Source organism: Cellulomonas sp., assembly GCF_035634735.1.
Classification (GTDB): Bacteria; Actinomycetota; Actinomycetes; order Actinomycetales; family Cellulomonadaceae; genus Cellulomonas.
The window spans coordinates 24,533-41,374 of sequence record NZ_DASQCJ010000234.1; the positions used below are offsets into that span (position 1 = coordinate 24,533).

At 75.2% G+C, this 16,842-nt stretch carries 13 protein-coding genes; 10 read left to right on the top strand and 3 right to left on the bottom strand.

Annotated elements, in window-relative coordinates; translation table 11 throughout:
- Window positions 1-32: 32 nt before the first annotated feature.
- From VER05_RS19040 to VER05_RS19050, 3 genes are all read left to right on the top strand, one after another.
- Entirely contained in the window at window positions 33-731 is a 699-nt protein-coding gene (locus VER05_RS19040) for a TetR/AcrR family transcriptional regulator (RefSeq protein WP_324846881.1), read from the top strand.
- Between the two features lie 308 nt (window positions 732-1,039).
- Window positions 1,040-2,074 carry a DMT family transporter gene (locus VER05_RS19045; RefSeq protein ID WP_324846882.1) on the top strand — a complete coding sequence of 345 codons (1,035 nt, stop codon included), beginning with the start codon at window positions 1,040-1,042 and terminating at the stop codon, window positions 2,072-2,074.
- On the top strand, window positions 2,071-3,033 hold the full coding sequence (locus tag VER05_RS19050; RefSeq protein ID WP_324846883.1) for a 3-methyladenine DNA glycosylase: 963 nt from the start codon (window positions 2,071-2,073) through the stop codon (window positions 3,031-3,033). The genes VER05_RS19045 and VER05_RS19050 overlap by 4 nt, the downstream gene beginning before the upstream one ends.
- A gap of 245 nt (window positions 3,034-3,278) precedes the next feature.
- Here the strand turns inward: VER05_RS19050 and VER05_RS19055 are convergent, their stop codons facing one another.
- From VER05_RS19055 to VER05_RS19065, 3 genes are all read right to left on the bottom strand, one after another.
- Window positions 3,279-3,965, bottom strand: a complete 687-nt coding sequence (locus tag VER05_RS19055; protein ID WP_324846884.1) for a DUF6338 family protein — start codon at window positions 3,963-3,965, stop codon at window positions 3,279-3,281.
- Window positions 3,958-4,245, bottom strand: coding sequence for a hypothetical protein (locus tag VER05_RS19060; RefSeq protein WP_324846885.1), 288 nt, complete (start codon window positions 4,243-4,245; stop codon window positions 3,958-3,960). The genes VER05_RS19055 and VER05_RS19060 overlap by 8 nt, the downstream gene beginning before the upstream one ends.
- Before the next feature lie 143 nt (window positions 4,246-4,388).
- A complete protein-coding gene (locus VER05_RS19065; protein ID WP_324846886.1) occupies window positions 4,389-5,585 on the bottom strand; it encodes an ROK family transcriptional regulator in 1,197 nt (398 codons plus the stop codon).
- 116 nt (window positions 5,586-5,701) lie between these two features.
- Between VER05_RS19065 and VER05_RS19070 the strand changes: the two genes are divergently transcribed.
- The 7 genes from VER05_RS19070 (at window position 5,702) to VER05_RS19100 (ending at window position 16,775) form a co-directional block, all read left to right on the top strand.
- Window positions 5,702-7,228 (top strand): sugar ABC transporter ATP-binding protein, encoded by a 1,527-nt coding sequence (locus VER05_RS19070; RefSeq protein WP_324846887.1) that lies wholly within the window; start codon window positions 5,702-5,704, stop codon window positions 7,226-7,228.
- Complete coding sequence (locus tag VER05_RS19075; protein ID WP_324846888.1) at window positions 7,225-8,343, top strand: ABC transporter permease; 1,119 nt, start codon at window positions 7,225-7,227, stop codon at window positions 8,341-8,343. Before VER05_RS19070 ends, VER05_RS19075 begins: the two co-directional genes overlap by 4 nt.
- A gap of 94 nt (window positions 8,344-8,437) precedes the next feature.
- A complete protein-coding gene (locus VER05_RS19080) occupies window positions 8,438-9,496 on the top strand; it encodes a substrate-binding domain-containing protein (protein WP_324846889.1) in 1,059 nt (352 codons plus the stop codon).
- Between the two features lie 58 nt (window positions 9,497-9,554).
- A complete protein-coding gene (locus VER05_RS19085) occupies window positions 9,555-10,742 on the top strand; it encodes a Gfo/Idh/MocA family oxidoreductase (protein ID WP_324846890.1) in 1,188 nt (395 codons plus the stop codon).
- A 254-nt stretch (window positions 10,743-10,996) separates the two neighbouring features.
- Window positions 10,997-14,398 (top strand): PQQ-dependent sugar dehydrogenase, encoded by a 3,402-nt coding sequence (locus VER05_RS19090; RefSeq protein ID WP_324846891.1) that lies wholly within the window; start codon window positions 10,997-10,999, stop codon window positions 14,396-14,398.
- A 75-nt stretch (window positions 14,399-14,473) separates the two neighbouring features.
- Entirely contained in the window at window positions 14,474-15,481 is a 1,008-nt protein-coding gene (locus VER05_RS19095) for a sugar phosphate isomerase/epimerase (RefSeq protein WP_324846892.1), read from the top strand.
- 19 nt (window positions 15,482-15,500) lie between these two features.
- Entirely contained in the window at window positions 15,501-16,775 is a 1,275-nt protein-coding gene (locus VER05_RS19100) for a hypothetical protein (protein WP_324846893.1), read from the top strand.
- Window positions 16,776-16,842: the final 67 nt, after the last annotated feature.

Genomic DNA, 16,842 nt, shown 5'->3' on the forward strand with positions numbered 1-16,842 from the left:
TAGTCCGGGCGGCGGGCAGAAGGGGATCGGGCATGGCGGCGACGGCGGCGGGCGCGGGGGCGCGGGCGGGTGCGACGGCGGGTGCGGTGACGCGCGCGGGTGGGGGCACGCGGGCGGTCGCGACGGCGCGGGCGGGATCGTCGTCCGGCGCGGAGGGCCGGCGGCGGCCGGCGCGGGATCGGCTGCTCGCGGCCGCCGCCGCGCGGTTCTACGCCGACGGCATCGCCGGGACCGGCATCGACACCATCACGGCCGACGCGGGCGTCGCCAAGATGAGCCTGTACAACAACTTCGCCTCCAAGGCCGACCTCGTCGCCGCGTACCTGGTCGCCCGGCACGCCGAGTGGCTCGACCTGTACGCCGCGCGCCTCGCCGCGGCCGGGGACGACCCGCGGGCGCGCGTGCTCGCCGTCTTCGACGCGTACGCCGACCACGCGAACGCGGGCTACGCGCACGGGTTCCGCGGCTGTGGTCTGCTCAACGCCGCCGCCGAGCTGCCCGCCGGCGACCCCGGCCGGGCCGTCGTGCGCGCGCACAAGGAGGACGTCGAGGCGATCGTCGCCGGCCACCTTGCCGACCTGCTGCCGGACGACCCCGGGCGGGCCGCCGCGCTGGCCGAGCACCTGGCGTTCCTGCTGGAGGGCTCGATGGCGCGCGCGGGGCTGGAGGGCGACGACACCCGCCTGCGGCACGCCCGGGCGCTGGCCGCCGACCTGCTGGGCGCGACGTGAGCGCCGAGCGCCGCTCGCCGACCGCGGCGGCCGCGGCTCCGGCCGCCACGGCGGCCGATGCGGCGCTCGTGTCCACGCCGACCGCCGCGGCGGTGTCCGCCCGGGCCGTGCCCGGGGCGGCGGTGCCTGGGGCGGCTGTGCCGGGGGCCCCCGAGCGGACCGCGGCCGATGCGCCGCTCGTGTCCACGCCAGCCGCTGTGGCTGTCTCCGCTGGGGTCGTGCCCGGGGCGGCCGTGCCTGGGGCGGCGGTGGCTGGGGCGGCTGTGCCGGGGGTCGCCGAGCGCACGGCGGCCGACCGCCGGTCGGCCGTGCCCGCTGCGGTCGCCCCGCCCACCGCGGGCGCGCCCGGCTCTCCGGCGTCGTCCGCCCCGGCCGGGGCGGTGCGGGGCGCGGGCGTCGGGACGCTCGCCGTCCTCGCCGCCTCCGTCCTCTGGGGCACCACCGGCACGGCCGCGACGTTCGCCCCGGACGTCGGCCCCCTGGCGATCGGCGCCGCGGCGATGGGGATCGGCGGGCTGCTGCAGGCGGCCGTCGCCGGCCGGGCGATCGCCGCGCACGCCGCCGCGCTGCGGGCCCGCGCCGCGCTCGTGCTGCTCGGGGCCGCGGCCGTGGCCGCCTACCCGCTGGCCTTCTACACCTCGATGCGGCTCGCCGGCGTGGCCGTCGGCACCGTCGTGTCGCTGGGGTCGGCGCCGCTGGCGGCCGCGCTCGTCGAGCGCCTGGTCGACCGGCGCCGGCTGCCGCGGCGGTGGCTCGCCGGGGCGGCGGTCGGGCTGCTCGGCATGGTGCTGCTGTGCGCGGCCCAGGCGCTCGGCGGCGGGCACGGCGCGGACGTCCCGGGCGCGGCCTCGCCCGCCGGCGCCCTCGGCGGCGTGCTGCTCGGGCTCCTCGCGGGAGCCACCTACGCGCTGTACTCCTGGGTGGCGCACCGGCTGATGCGGGGCGGCGTGCCGTCGCGCGCGGCGATGGGCGCCGTGTTCGGCGTCGGCGGCCTGCTGCTCCTCCCGGTGCTCGCGGCCACCGGCGCCGCGCTCCTCGCGTCGTGGGGGAACGCCGGGGTGGGTGCGTACATGGCGCTCGTGCCGATGTTCACCGGGTACGTGCTGTTCGGGTGGGGACTCGCGCGGGTGCCGGTCAGCACCGCGACCACCCTGACCCTTCTCGAGCCGGCCGTCGCCGCCGTGCTCGCGGTGCTGGTCGTGGGGGAGCGGCTCCCCGCGGCGGGCTGGGCCGGGGTCGGGCTCGTCGTCGTCTGCCTGGCCGTGCTGTCCGTGCCCGCGCCGTCGGCGGGCCGGGCCGAGCGCCGGCTGCGCGCCCGGAGCCGCCTACCCTGGACGCCATGATCGTCACCGCCGGCACCGCGCCGCGTGCGTCCGCGCCCGGCGGTGCCCCGCTCGACGCCGCCGACTGGCGGCCCCGCGCCGAGGCGCACGGCGCCCGCGCCGACGAGCTCACCGCCGGCCACCGCGACCGCCGGGCCCGCGGCGGCGAGCGGCACGCGATCGAGGACTTCCTCTTCGAGTACTACCCCGCCAAGCCGGCCCAGCTCCGCCGCTGGCACCCGGGCGCCGGCGTCGCGCTGGCCGACGCCGCGGAGGCCCCCCAGGCCGGCTGGCGCTGGTACCGCGCGGAGGCGGACGGCACGGTGGGCCTCGACGCCGCGGCGTTCCTCGCCGACCGCGGCGACACCGTCCGGTACGTCCGCGCCCTGCTGTCCGCCACGGCCGTCCGGCCCGCCGCGACCGGCTGCTTCGGACTGCACGAGTGGGCGATGGTGTACCGCGAGGGCGACGGCGAGCACCGGCACCCGCTGCCGCTGCGCCTCGGTGGCGCGGGCACCGACGAGGTGGTCGAGCGGCACCGCATCCGGTGCACCCACATCGACGCGTTCCGGTTCTTCACCCCCGACGCCGCGCCGCGGAACACCCTGCAGCCGACCCGCGAGACCCAGGTCGCGATGGAGCAGCCCGGCTGCCTGCACGCGAACATGGACCTGTACAAGTGGGCGCTCAAGCTCGGCCCTGCGGTCCCGGGCGACCTGCTGCTGGACGCGTTCGCGCTCGCCCGCGAGATCCGCACGGTCGACATGCAGGCGTCGCCCTACGACGTGTCGTCCTACGGGCTGGCGCCGATCGCGATCGAGACCACCGAGGGCAAGGCGGAGTACGTGCGGCGGCAGCGCGGGTTCGCGGCGGCCTCGCAGGCGCTCCGGGCGCGGCTGGTGGCGGTGTGCGACGCGGCGCTCGGGGAGGCCCCGCCCGATGGGGCGACCTGCGACGACGGAGCGTCCGGGAGCTCCTGACGACCGCGCCGGCCGGTTCCTGAACCGCCGGCCGCGGGCCGTTCAGTCCGCGGTGGGGCCCGGTGCCGCCGCGCGCTCCGCCTCCTCGCGCTCCCGTGCCTCGCGCTCCTGCCGCCGGAAGCCCTCGGCGGTGGCCGGAGTGGTCGGGGGGAGACCGACGCGCGGGCCCGTTCCGCGGTAAAGGCCCCCTGGGGGCGGGAACCACAGGGTCGCGGGCTCGGGGCGTCGGTCCTTGCGTCTGCGCATCACGTGCCGTCCTCACGGTCGTCGGCCCCGGGTCGAGTATCCCGGCGGCTCGGCAGGAAGTCGACGGCGATCGCGTCGGCGCAGTGGATCACCATGCCGCCTGACGCGTGGATCCGGCCGGTGAACCCGCCGTCCGCGTCCAGGACCCAGGCCTCCTCGACGAACAGCTCCCGGAGGGAGCGGCACGAGCTGGCCGACGACAGCGCGCCGTACCACCCGCCGAGCCACCGACCGTCCGGGAACCGCACCCGGACCCAGCCCTCGCCGAGCCGGCTGAACGCGTGGTCCCAGGGACTCGGGGCCGCCGCTCGGCTCGGGTGGAGGTGGAGGACCGCGACGACGCGCCGCACGACATCGCGGTAGCGCCGGCTGGACACGACGGAGAACGCCACCCGTGCGCCTGCCCAGGGCAGAATGGTGCCGAGCAGCAGGAACGCCAGCGCGACGCCGCGCACGTCGTCGAGGACGGACTCCGGATCGCGCGCGTAGGCCGCGAGCACCGGCCCGAGCACCGTCGCGTACGCCCCGGCGAACACCCCCGTGGCGACCATCGCGTGCAGCACCCGCGTCCCAAAGTCCGGCCGCCCTGGGTCCGACCCGGCGACGGCCTGCCAGGACGCGCGGTAGACGAAGCCCGGCACGACCAGCGTGAGGACGACGGCCGCCTGCGCCCACGTCTCAGGCACCGGGTCCACCCGCGCGCCCCACCGTGGGGAACCGCCCGCCGCACCTGCCGCACCGCCCGCGGCGGAGGTCCCGCAGGAGGGCGAGGACACGGCGGTGGGCCACCCAGGCCGCGAGGGCGTCCTCCGCCGACCCGACGTCGCGCCGCGCCTCGACGGCTCGGCGGAGGAGCTCACCGCCGACGGGCAGCGTCCACAGCGGTGGCCGCGTGATCAGCGACGGATCGCGGACGAAGGTGCGGAGCGACGGGTGGTGCGGGTCGCGGTGGAAGATGGGAGGCATGCCGGGACGCTAGATCGGGTCGGCGGTCGGGCACCGGGCCGCGTGGCCGGGGCTGGGGACCGCGCACGCGCCGGCGCCTGTGGAGGACTCGGCGCCCGCCCGTGATGCGGCGCTCGGTCCCGCCCAGCCGGACCAGCCCCGCGTCAGGCGATCCGCGCCTCCAGCAGCGCGTCGATCGCCACCGGCGACAGCACGTGGTCCACCGCCATCGCCGACGCCCCGAGGATCCCCACCTCGGACCGCGCCTGGGACGTGACGATCCGCAGGTGCTGCGTGGCCAGCGGCAGCGACCGCTGGTAGACGACCTCGCGGATGCCCGCGATGAGGTGCTCGCCGGCCTCGGCGACGACGCCGCCGATGACGACGAGCGACGGGTTGAGCAGGCTGACGCAGGCCGCGAGCACGCCGCCGATCTCGCGCCCGGCCTGCCGGACGGCCCGCCCGGCGGCGAGGTCCCCGGACCGCACGAGCGCGACGACGTCGGCGCCGCCCCGGGCCTCGGCCCCGTCCCGGCTGAGCTGCTCGGCGAGCGCCCGCCCCGAGGCGACGGCCTCGAGGCACCCCAGGTTGCCGCAGCGGCAGGGGACGTCCTCGGCGCCGGGCACCGCGATGTGGCCGATGTCGCCCGCCGCGCCCTGCGCCCCGCGCCGGAGCTCGCCGTCGGAGATGATGCCGGAGCCGATGCCGGTGGCGACCTTGACGAACAGCATGTCGTCGACGTCGGGCCAGGCGGACCGGTGCTCGCCGAGCGCCATGAGGTTGACGTCGTTGTCGACGAGGACGTCGGCGCCGCCGAGCTCGGCCGACAGGATCCCGCGCACGTCGGCGTCGTCCCAGGACGGCATGATCGGCGGGTTGATCGGACGACCGGTGGCGTGCTCGACCGGCCCGGGCAGGCCGACGCCGACGGACACCAGGTCGTCGAGCGTCCGGCCGGCCTCGGCGACGAGCTTGCGCCCGTGCTCGGCGACCCAGGGCAGGACGACGTCCGGCCCGTCGGCGATGGCCAGCGCCGCCTCGCCCTCGACGAGGACGTGCGAGGCGAGGTCGGTGACGGCCAGGCGGACGTGGGTGGCGCCGAGGTCGACGGCGAGCACGACCCGCGCGCTGGGCTCGAAGGCGAAGGTCGCGGGCGGCCGTCCGCCGGTGGACGAGGCCTCGCCGGCCGGCGCGATGAGCCCGGCGGACATGAGCGCCTCGACGCGCGCGCTGATCGTGGAGCGTCCCTGACCGGTCGCGGCGGCCAGGTCGGCGCGGGTGCGCGGCCGGCCGTCGCGGAGGAGCTGGAACAGGTCTCCGGCGCCCGATTGCCGCGGTGGGAGCTTCACGACGTCCTGCATGGCGCCTAGTGAACCAGAAAGTCCCCCCACTTGTGTTCGTCACGATCGGGTAACTCGGACAAACCCGGAGCAACTTTTGCTTGACCCGGGACGAAAGTCCCTCATAGGTTCCTCACATGGTCACCGTGGACCCACCGAACCGGCCCCCGCTCCTCCAGATGCGGGGCATCGTCAAGCAGTTCCCCGGCGCCCGCGCCCTGGACGGTGTCGACCTCGACGTGCTGCCGGGCGAGGTGCACTGCCTGCTCGGGCAGAACGGGGCGGGCAAGTCGACGCTCATCAAGGTGCTCGCCGGCGCGCACCAGCCCACCGAGGGGGAGGTGCTGGTCGACGGCGAGGCCGTCACGATCGCCACCCCGGTCGCCGCGCTGAAGCTCGGGATCGCGACGATGTACCAGGAGCTGGACGTCGTGGGCGGCCTGACCGTCGCGGAGAACGTGTTCCTCGGCCACGAGCTCGCGACCGGCGGCGTCTCCCGCCGCCGCGAGGCGCGCCGCCGCACGCGGGAGATCCTGGCCCGGCTCGGGCACCCCGAGATCTCCCCGCACCGCGAGGTCGGCTCGCTGCCCGCCGCCGCGCAGCAGATCGTCTCCATGGCGCGCGCGCTGTCGCACGACGCCCGCGTCATCGTCATGGACGAGCCGTCGGCGGTGCTCGACTCGGACGAGGTGGAGAACCTGTTCCGGGTGGTGCACCAGCTCACCGCCGCCGGCGTCGCGATCGTCTACATCTCGCACCGCATGGAGGAGATCCGCGCGATCGGCGACCGGATCACGGTGCTCAAGGACGGCCGCACGGTCGCCCGCGACCTGCCGGCCCGCGACACCCCGACCCGGGAGCTCATCCGCCTGATGACGGGCCGGAACGTCGAGTACGTCTTCCCGCCGAGCCAGGAGCTCGCGCCCGACGCCCCGGTGGTGCTCGACGTGCAGGGCCTGGCGCTGCGCGGGGCCTTCACGGGCGTGGACCTCCGGGTCCGCGCGGGGGAGATCGTCGGGCTGGCCGGCCTGGTCGGCTCCGGCCGGTCCGAGATCCTGGAGACGATCTACGGCGCCCGCCGCGCGAGCGCGGGCACGGTGCAGGTCGGCGGGCGGCGGCTGCGCGCCGGCGACGTCACCGCCGCGGTCCGCGCGGGGATCGGCCTGGCCCCGGAGGAGCGCAAGGCCCAGGGCCTGCTCCTCGACGAGCCGGTCTACCGCAACATCACGCTGTCGACGTTCGGGCGGTTCTCGAAGGGCGGCCTGCTCGACGAGCGCACCGAGCGCCGGATCGCCGAGGAGCAGGCCGAGGCGCTCGACCTGCGCCCCACCGGCGTCGACCGCGCCATCCGCACCCTGTCGGGCGGCAACCAGCAGAAGGCGATGCTCGCCCGCTGGCTGGTGCACGGCTGCCGGGTGCTGCTGCTGGACGAGCCGACCCGCGGCGTGGACGTCGGCGCCCGCGCCGAGATCTACGCGCTCGTCCGCCGGCTCGCCGACGAGGGCGCGGCCGTCGTCGTCGTCTCGAGCGAGATCCCCGAGGTGCTCGGTCTGTCGGACCGGGTGCTGGTCGTATCCGAAGGCCGGGTCGTCCACGAGGGCCCCGCCACCGCCATCGACGAGCACGCCGTGCTCGACCTCGTCATGGAAGGAAGTGCCGCGTGAGCGAGCACCAGCTCTCCGCCCCGCCCCCGGGCACGCCGGGCGCCCCGTCGGGCCCGACCTCCGCGCCCGGCTCCGCCGGTGCCACCCCCGCGCCGCCCGCCGCGGACGAGTCCGCCCGGGTCGAGCGCGTCGCCCGCGGGTCCGGCGGGCGCCGCGGCGGCACGGGCGGCGGTTCCGCCCGCATCCTCGGCCTCGTCGTCGCGCTCGCCGCGATCTGCGTCGTCGGCTACGTGTCCGCCGGCAGCCGGTTCGCCAGCATCGACAACATGCTGGTCATCCTCAGCCTGGCGTCGATCATCGGCGTCCTGAGCATCGGCATGACGTTCGTCATCACGGCGGGCGGGATCGACCTGTCGGTCGGGTCGGTGCTCGGCCTCGCGTCGGTGTGGGCCACCACGGTGGCGACGCAGACGATGGCCGACCAGTACGGCTGGATCGTCATGGTGCTCTGCGCGCTGGCGGTCGGCACGGCGGCCGGCGTGGTGAACGGCGTCCTCATCGCCTACGGCCGGGTCGTCGCGTTCATCGCGACGCTCGCGATGCTCGTCGCCGCCCGCGGCCTCGCCGAGCTGATCGCGCAGCGGCGGACCCAGCTGGTGAACGTGTCGTCGTTCCAGGACACGTTCCGGGGCGACCTGCTGGGCGTGCCGAAGATCGTGTGGATCTTCGCCGTGGTCGCGGTCGCCGGCTGGTTCCTGCTCAACCGCACCACGTTCGGCCGCCGCACCGTCGCGGTGGGCGGCAACCCCGAGGCGGCCCGCCTGGCCGGCATCGCCGTCAAGCGGCACACCATGTACCTGTACGCGCTCGCCGGGCTCGCCGCCGGCATCGCCGCCGTCATGATGCTGGGCCGCACCGGCGCCGGCTCGTCCACCAACGGCCTGCTCTACGAGCTGGACGCGATCGCGGCGGTGGTCGTCGGCGGGACGCTGCTGTCCGGCGGCCGCGGCACGATCGTCGGCACCGTGCTCGGCGTCCTGATCTTCGCGACCCTGACCAACGTGTTCGTGCAGAACAACCTCGACTCGTCGGTCCAGCAGATCGCCAAGGGCGCGATCATCGTGGTCGCCGTCCTGCTGCAGCAGCGCTTCACGTCGCGCACCTCGCGCACCTAGCCCCCAGACGCACCACCCCCACGCGACCGGGTTCCCACCCGCTCGCACGCCCCACCCTGCCCGCACGACCCCGGACATCGTCGAAGGAGATCCCATGTCCACCACCCGCACCACGCGCCGCCGCGGCCGCGTCCTCGCGCCGGTCGCCGTGCTGTCCGTCGCGTTCCTCGCCGCCTGCACCTCCAACGCCCCCGCGGAGGAGGACGACTCCGGCGCCGACGCCGCGCCGGTCGCGGTGTCCGACAACGACGAGGCCGGCGAGACGGTCGTCATCGGCTTCTCGGCCCCCGCCGCCGACCACGGCTGGATGGGCGCGATCACGACGGCCGCCCAGAAGGAGGCCGAGAACTACGAGGACGTCGAGCTCCGGGTCGCCGAGGGCACCAACGACGTCAACGTGCAGATCAGCCAGATCGAGGGCTTCATCAACGACGGCGTCGACGCGATCGTGCTGCTGCCGTTCGACGGCGGCGCGCTCACCGACGTGGCGACCAAGGCGATGGAGGCCGGCATCCCGGTCATCAACGTCGACCGCGAGTTCTCCAGCCCGTTCGCGTCCCGGGCCACCGTGCTCGGCGACAACTACGGCATGGGCGTCTCGGCCGGCACCTACATCTGCGAGCGGCTGGGCGACAACCCGGACGCCGTGGTCGCCGAGATCGCCGGCATCGACTCGCTGCCGCTGACCCAGGACCGCAGCCAGGGCTTCGCGGACGCGCTGGACGACTGCGGCCTCGACGTCGACAACCGGGTCGCCGCGGACTTCACCGTCCAGGGCGGCGAGCAGGCGGCGGCGAACCTGCTGCAGGCCGCGCCGCAGATCGACGCGATCTGGAACCACGACGACGACCAGGGCGTCGGCGTCCTGGCCGCCATCGAGAACGCCGGCCGCGACGAGTTCTTCCTGGTCGGCGGCGCCGGCTCGGCGAACATGATGCGCGAGATCCAGGACGACGCGTCGGTGGTCGAGGCGACGGTCATCTACCCGTCGACCCAGGCGGCGGACGGCATCAAGCTCGCCCGGCTCGTGGCGCACGAGAAGTCGCTGAGCGACCTGGCGTCCTCGGGCGTCCCGCGCACCGTCCAGCTGTTCGCGCCCGTCGTCACGGCGGACAACGTCGACCAGTACATCGACTCGGCCTTCGAGTCCTGATCCGGACCGCGGGGGGCGCCACCCGGCGCCCCCTGCGCCCAGGCAAGGAGGTCTCGTGATGGACGGGACGACGGCCGCGCCGCTCGGCGTCGGCATGGTGGGGTACGCGTTCATGGGCGCCGCGCACTCGCAGGCGTGGCGCACGGCCCCGCGGTTCTTCGACCTGCCGCGCACGCCGGTCATGCGGGTGCTCGGCGGCCGGGACGCCGCGGCGGTCAAGGCCGCGGCGGACCGGCTCGGCTGGCAGGACACGGCCGGGTCGTGGCAGGAGCTGGTGGCGCGGGACGACGTCGACCTGGTCGACATCTGCACGCCGGGCCGCACGCACGCCGAGATCGCCGTGGCCGCCCTCGAGGCGGGCAAGCACGTGCTGTGCGAGAAGCCGCTGGCCAACACGATCGCGGAGGCCGAGGCCATGGTCGCCGCGGCCGAGGCCGCCGCGGCCCGGGGCGTCCGGTCGATGGTCGGCTACACGTACCGGCGGGTGCCGGCCGTGCAGCTCGCCCGGCAGCTGGTCGCGGACGGCCGGATCGGCACCGTGCGGCACGTGCGCGTGCAGTACCTGCAGGACTGGCTCGCCGACCCCGAGGCGCCGCTGTCCTGGCGCCTCGACAAGCAGCAGGCCGGGTCCGGGGCGCTGGGCGACATCGGCTCGCACGCCGTCGACCTGGCGCAGTTCATCACCGGCGAGCGGCTCACGGGCGTCTCCGGCCTGCTGGAGACCTTCGTGCACGAGCGGCCCGTCGCGGCCGAGTTCGCGGGCCTGCACGGCTCGGCCGCCGGCCCGGACGCCGCGCGCGGCCCGGTCACCGTCGACGACGCCGCGGTGTTCCTCGCCCGGCTGTCCGGCGGCGGGCTCGGGGTCTTCGAGGCCACCCGGTTCGCCACCGGCCGCAAGAACGCCATCCGGCTCGAGGTCAACGGCGACCGCGGCTCGCTGTCGTTCGACTTCGAGGACATGAACGTCCTGCACTTCCACGACGCCACCGAGGACGCCGCCGTCGCGGGGTTCCGGCGGGTCGTGGTCACGGAGCCGCAGCACGCCTACGTCGGCCACTGGTGGCCGGCGGGGCACGGGCTCGGCTACGAGCACGCGTTCACGCACCAGGTCGTCGACCTGGTCGGCGCGATCGCGGCGGGCCAGGACCCGTCGCCGTCGTTCGCCGAGGGACTCGCCGTGCAGCGCGTGCTCGACGCCGTCGAGCGCAGCGCTGCCGACGGCAGCAGGTGGGTCGCCCTGGGCTGACCGCCCGGGGGCGACCCGCCCCCGGGGGCGGCACGCCCGCACCAGCACCACCCGTCAGACGACGATCAGCTCACCGCTCGAGGGGGAGGAGGTGGGACCGCGCCACGACCGGCAGAGCCGCCGGTCGGCTGAGGAGGCCGGGTTCCCGAACCGTGGGGACGACGCAGGAGCCCGACCTCTGTGACGAGATCCCGTAAGGAGCTGCATCACTCATGGATCGTACGCAGCCGCGCTCGCAGCGCGGCAGGAAACTGGTGGGTTTCACCCTCGCCGGGGTGCTCACCGTGACGGGGCTGGCGCTCGGCGCCGGACCCGTGGTGGCCCACGACGGCGTGGACCACGGGGCCGAGCCCGGCGCCGAGGCCGCGCTCGACTGGGGCAACTACGAGAAGACCACGCTGACCAAGGACGTCGGCGAGCCGATCGACCTCGCGGTGCTGCCCGACGGCCGCGTGCTGCACACGGCCCGCAACGGCGACGTGCGCCTCACCGACCCGGCCACCGGCGTCACCCGGATCACCAACACGATCCCGGTGTACGCGAACTCGGAGGACGGCCTGCAGTCCATCGGCATCGACCCGGACTTCGAGGAGAACGGCTGGGTGTACCTCGTGTACGCCCCGCCCGGGAACACCCCCGCGGGCTCGGCGCCGAACACGCTGCCGGCCGGCGCGGACGAGTCCTACTGGGACCAGTGGGTCGGCGTGAACCGGCTGTCGCGGTTCCAGTGGACCGGGGAGGGCCTGGACCTGGCCTCCGAGCAGCAGATCCTCGACGTCGAGGTCCAGCGCGGGCAGTGCTGCCACGTGGGCGCCGACTTCGACTGGGACGCCGACGGCAACCTGTACCTCGGCACCGGCGACAACACCCCGGCCGGCACCCCGGGTGCCAACGGCTTCGCGCCGAACAACGACGCCCCGGGCATGAACCCCGGCTTCGACTCGCGCCGCGGCGCGGGGAACACCAACGACCTGCGCGGCAAGATCCTCCGGATCCACGTCGAGGAGGACGGGTCGTACACGATCCCCGAGGGCAACCTGTTCCCGGAGGGCACCGAGGGCACCCGGCCCGAGATCTTCGTGATGGGCGTCCGGAACCCGTTCAAGCTGGACGTGGACCCGGAGACGAGCTCCCTGTCTTGGGGCGACTACGGCCCGGACGCGACCAAGGCCGTCGCGGAGACCGCCGGCCGGGGCCCGATGGGCCTCGTCGAGTGGAACGTCGTCGGCCTCGACGACCCGCACAACGCCGGCTGGCCCTTCGTCACGGGCGACAACTTCGCCTACAACGACTGGGACTTCGCCACCGGGACGCCCGGCGCGTTCTTCGACCCGGAGAACCTGGTCAACGACTCGCGCTGGAACACCGGCCTGACGACCCTGCCCCCAGCTCGCCCGGCCACCGTCTACTACGGCGACAACCCGGGCGACCAGCCCTGGGACGAGCTCGTGAACTTCGGCACCGGCAACGGCCAGGGCCCGATGGGCGGCCCGGTCTACCACCGGCCCGCCGACGCGGGCGCGGACGCGTGGCCCGCCTACTGGGAGGGCAAGGCCTTCTTCGGCGAGTTCTCGCAGGACTACATCGCGGCGTTCACCGTCGACTGGGACACCTTCGAGGTGACCCACATCGAGGACGTCACGCCGAACGCGGCGATCACGGCCGAGGGCTGGCCGCCGATCGACAACCCGATGGACATCGAGTTCGGCCCGGACGGGTCGATGTACGTGCTCGACTACGGCGACGGCTTCTTCCGGGCCAACCCCGACGCGGGCCTGCACCGGATCGCCTACGCCGAGGGGAACAAGGCGCCGCGCGCGGAGTTCACCGCCACGCCGACGTCGTCGTCCACCGCGCCGCTCACCGTGCAGTTCGACGCGTCCGCGTCGAGCGACCCCGAGGGCGGCGAGCTCCGCTACGACTGGGACTTCGACGGTGACGGCACCTTCGACGCGACCGGCGTCGAGGCGGAGCACACCTACACCGAGATCGCGGCCTACACGGCGCGGCTCAAGGTGACCGACCCCGAGGGCAAGTTCACGCTGACCTCGCACCCCATCTCGGTCGGCAACCAGGCGCCCGAGGTCGCGCTCACCTACCCGGAGAACGGCGGCTTCTTCACCTGGGGCGACGCGGTGCCGTTCCGGGTCACCACCCAGGACGCCGAGGACGGCGCGGCCACGGACTGCACCCGCGTGTCCTGGACGTACGGCCTGGGCCACGACGAGCACGCCCACCCCGAGGTCTCGGGCACGGGCTGCCAGGGCGCGTTCAAGACCGACCCCAACTCGCCGGAGCACGGCCCGGGCGCGCTGCTGTACGGCGCGGTCGTGGTGACGTACCGCGACGCGGGCGCCAACGGCCTGCCGGCGGCGACGGGCGAGGCCACGCTGCGCCTCAACCCGCGCGAGCAGCAGGCGGAGCACGCCGCGCGCACCGGCGTCACGGTGTACGCGGACGAGACCGCCCTGGCCGGCAACGCGGTCCGCGGCCTCGGCACCGGCGACTCGCTCACGTTCACCCCGGTGAGCTTCAGCGGGATCACCGGCGCCGTCGTCCGGGCCAGCGGCGGCGGCGAGGTCCAGCTCCGCTGGGGTGCGGCCGACGCCGCGCCGTTCGCCACCGCCACGATCCCGGCGGGCGCGGGCTGGAAGGACGTCGAGATCGCGTTCGACGCCCCCGAGGGCACCGGCGACCTGGTCGTCACCTCGGCCGACGAGCTCGCGGTCGACGCGATCACGATGGTGGGCCCGGGCGTCGCCGACGTCGAGGCGCCGACGGTCGCGCACACCCTGACCCCGGCGGCGCCCACGGGTGCCGGCGGCGTCTTCACCGAGCCGGTGCGGTTCGCCGTGCAGCCGGCCGACAACGGGGCGCTGGCGAGCGTGCAGTACTCGCGCGACGGCGGCGCCACGTGGACGAACCTCGCCGCGAACCAGCAGTACGGCGTGACGTTCTCCGAGAGCGGCGCGTACGACCTGCGGTACCGGGCGACCGACACCCAGGGGCTGGTCTCCGAGGTCGGCTCGGTCCAGTTCGCGATCGATCTCGACGCCCCGGAGGAGCCCACGGTCGACACCACGACCACGGCCACCGTGGCCGCGGGCCGGGTGCCGTTCGGCGCCCCGGGCGAGGTCACGGTCGCGGTCTCCGCGGCGGAGGGCGTCGCCGCGGGCGAGGTCGTGCTGACCGTCGGCGAGACCGAGGTCGGCCGCGGGACGCTCGGCGCCGACGGCACCGCGGTCGTGGCGCTCGACCCGGCCCTGGGCGTCGGCACCCACACGGTGACCGCCTCCTTCGCCGGCGGCGAGGTCTTCAAGCCCTCGTCCGGCACGGTCCGGCTCACGGTGGCGCGCACCACCTCCACGGTCGCCGCCACGGTGTCGCCGAACCCGGTCAAGCCCGCCGTCGCCGCCAAGGCCACCGTCCAGGTGACCACCGGCAGCGGCGTCGCCGCCGCCGGGGACGTCACGGTCACGGTCAAGCGCAACAACCAGACCGTCGCCACGCTCACCGGGACCCTCGACGCCTCCGGCGCGAGCGTCGTCTCCCTCGGGCGGCTGCCCGAGGGCACCTACAAGGTCGACGTCGCCTACGGCGGCACGGCCGGCATCTCCGGCTCCACCACCAGCACCACCCTCACCGTCCGCAGCTGACCGCGCGCCGGTGCCTCGGGCGGGGTTGCGACCCGCAGCCCCGCCCGGGGGTACCGGCCGTCTCGAAGGAGAGACATGAGCACGCACCAGCACGCCTCGATCCCGAACCGGCCGATGAGCCGGCGGTCCCTGATGAAGGCGCTCGGCGCCTCCACGGTGGCCGTGGGGCTCGGGACCGCCCTCGGCGCCTCGGGGGCCTCGGCCGCCGGACTCGCGCCCGCGGCCGCGCCGACGACCGGGCGGACCCGCCTCGTCCCCGCCAACCGCATCGGCATCCAGCTCTACACGATCCGCGACAAGGTCAGCTCCCTCGGCTTCCGGGCCGTGTTCGAGGAGCTCGGCCGGATCGGGTACGCGGAGGTGGAGTTCGCCGGCTACACCCAGGGCAACGTCGGCGCCATCACCCCGGCCCAGATCCGCCAGCTGCTCGACGACAACGGCCTCAAGGCGGTCGGCTCGCACGTCAGCACCCAGCTGCTGCGCACCGACCTGGCCAACCAGATCGACATCGCGCACACGCTCGGCATGCCGCACCTCGGCACCGGCAACGCGCCCACGAACACCGCGACGAAGGAGGGCTACCTCGCCGCCGCGGAGGAGTGGAACGGCTGGGGCGCGCAGGTCAAGGCCGCCGGCATGAAGATCTACCAGCACAACCACGACGGCGAGTTCCGGTTCGACCCGGTCGACCCGTCGGTCCGGCTCTACGACGTGTTCTACGACAACACCGACCCGGACCTGGTCTACCTGGAGATGGACATCTACTGGGCGTACGTCGGGCAGCACAAGTACCCGGGGTTCGAGCCGGTCGACTACGTCCTGCGCAACCCGCGGCGCTACCCGCTGCTGCACCTCAAGGACGGCAAGGCCAACGAGGCCAGCGCCAACGGCTACGACATCATCGAGTTCGGCGCCGGCGACCTGCCGTACCAGCAGTTCCTGTCCCAGCTCCGCACGCGCGGCCAGCACTTCGGGCTGTACGAGCAGGACAACGCCTCGACGGTCGCCGAGCCGCCGAACCCGCTCGACTCCCTCGGCAACGCCGACCGCAGCTACGACGCCATCGCCGGCCTGCGCGGCTGAGCGAGAAGGAGAGACGGACATGAAGCGGATCTACTCGGTCCCGGCCGCCCTCGTGGGCGCGTTCGGGCTCGTGGCCCTCGGCAGCACCGTGGCGCAGGCGGCCTCGACCGACTGCACCACCGACCTCGGGGACCAGACCATCGCGGGCGACCTCGTCGTCCCGGCCGGCGCGGACTGCGTGCTCGCCGGCGCGACCGTCGAGGGCTCGATCACCGTCGGCGCCGACGCCTGGCTCGACGCCACCTCGGTGACCGTCGGCGGGGACGTCGTCGCCACCGACGCGTACGGCGTCCTGCTGGACGGCACCCGGGTCGAGGGGGACGTGAGCGCCTACACCTCGGGCTCGCGCGTCGGGTTCCTCTACCTCAACGACCTCGAGGTCGGCGGCAGCGTGGCGGCCGGCGGGCTCGACGTCGAGGTGACCGGCTCGTCCATCGGCGGCGGGCTGACCACGCAGGCGGCGACCTACGTCGACCTGCTGCAGACCGGCGTCACGGGCGAGGTGTCGATCGCCGACTCCGACTGGGGCGTGAACGTGGCGGGGGCCGTCGTCGGCGGCACCCTGTCGGTCACCGGCTCCAGCCGGGACGTCCTGATCGGCGCCACCGTCGACGGCGCGGCCGACACCTTCGGCAACACCGTGGGCGGCGACCTGGTGCTCACCGGTAACACCGCGAACCTGCGGGTCGCCGGCACCACGGTCCTCGGCACCATCCGCCTCGCGGACAACGACCCGGCCGCCGCGTTCGGCCCGGGCAACACCGCGGGCGGCGTCGAGGGCGACCACACCGGCGAGGCGCCGGGCTCCGTGGCCGCCGGCGACCAGGCCCTGGCCGTCACCGTGCCCGAGCAGCGGGCGGGCGAGCTCGTCTGGTCGCTCGAGGGCACGTCCGGCCTCGTGAACCTCGGCGTCGCCGAGGAGCTCGAGGACCGGTACCGGGCCACCGGCGAGATCGTGCCGGTGCGCGTGCAGGACACCCGCGCGGGCGACCCGGAGTGGTCCATCACCGCGCAGGTCAGCGACTTCGTCGCCGGGGGCGAGACCCTGTCGTCGAAGTACCTGGGCTGGACGCCCGAGGTGCTCGAGAACGGCGGCGACGCCGTGGCCGGGCCCGCGGTGCCGTCCGGGTTCGAGGAGGGCGACGGCCTGTCCGTGGCCCGCACCCTCGCCGAGGCCGAGGCCGGGCACGCCCGCGGCTCGTCCCTCGTCGGCGCCGACCTCGACCTGCAGCTGCCGCTCGACGCCCCGCAGGGCACCTACACCGCCACGCTGACGCTCACCGCGCTCAGCTGACGGACCCGCAGTCCCCGTCCCCGCCCGCCCGGTCCTCGTCCCGGGCGGGCGGGGGCGGCACCACCCG

Bases quoted from the DNA above. Each gene is read 5' to 3' on its own strand.
- VER05_RS19070 (WP_324846887.1), top strand. From the start codon at position 5,702: ATGGTCACCGTGGACCCACCGAACCGGCCCCCGCTCCTCCAGATGCGG.
- VER05_RS19100 (WP_324846893.1), top strand. From the start codon at position 15,501: ATGAAGCGGATCTACTCGGTCCCGGCCGCCCTCGTGGGCGCGTTCGGG.
- VER05_RS19040 (WP_324846881.1), top strand. From the start codon at position 33: ATGGCGGCGACGGCGGCGGGCGCGGGGGCGCGGGCGGGTGCGACGGCG.
- VER05_RS19085 (WP_324846890.1), top strand. From the start codon at position 9,555: ATGGACGGGACGACGGCCGCGCCGCTCGGCGTCGGCATGGTGGGGTAC.
- VER05_RS19050 (WP_324846883.1), top strand. From the start codon at position 2,071: ATGATCGTCACCGCCGGCACCGCGCCGCGTGCGTCCGCGCCCGGCGGT.
- VER05_RS19060 (WP_324846885.1), bottom strand. From the start codon at position 4,245: ATGCCTCCCATCTTCCACCGCGACCCGCACCACCCGTCGCTCCGCACC.
- VER05_RS19065 (WP_324846886.1), bottom strand. From the start codon at position 5,585: ATGCAGGACGTCGTGAAGCTCCCACCGCGGCAATCGGGCGCCGGAGAC.
- VER05_RS19095 (WP_324846892.1), top strand. From the start codon at position 14,474: ATGAGCACGCACCAGCACGCCTCGATCCCGAACCGGCCGATGAGCCGG.
- VER05_RS19080 (WP_324846889.1), top strand. From the start codon at position 8,438: ATGTCCACCACCCGCACCACGCGCCGCCGCGGCCGCGTCCTCGCGCCG.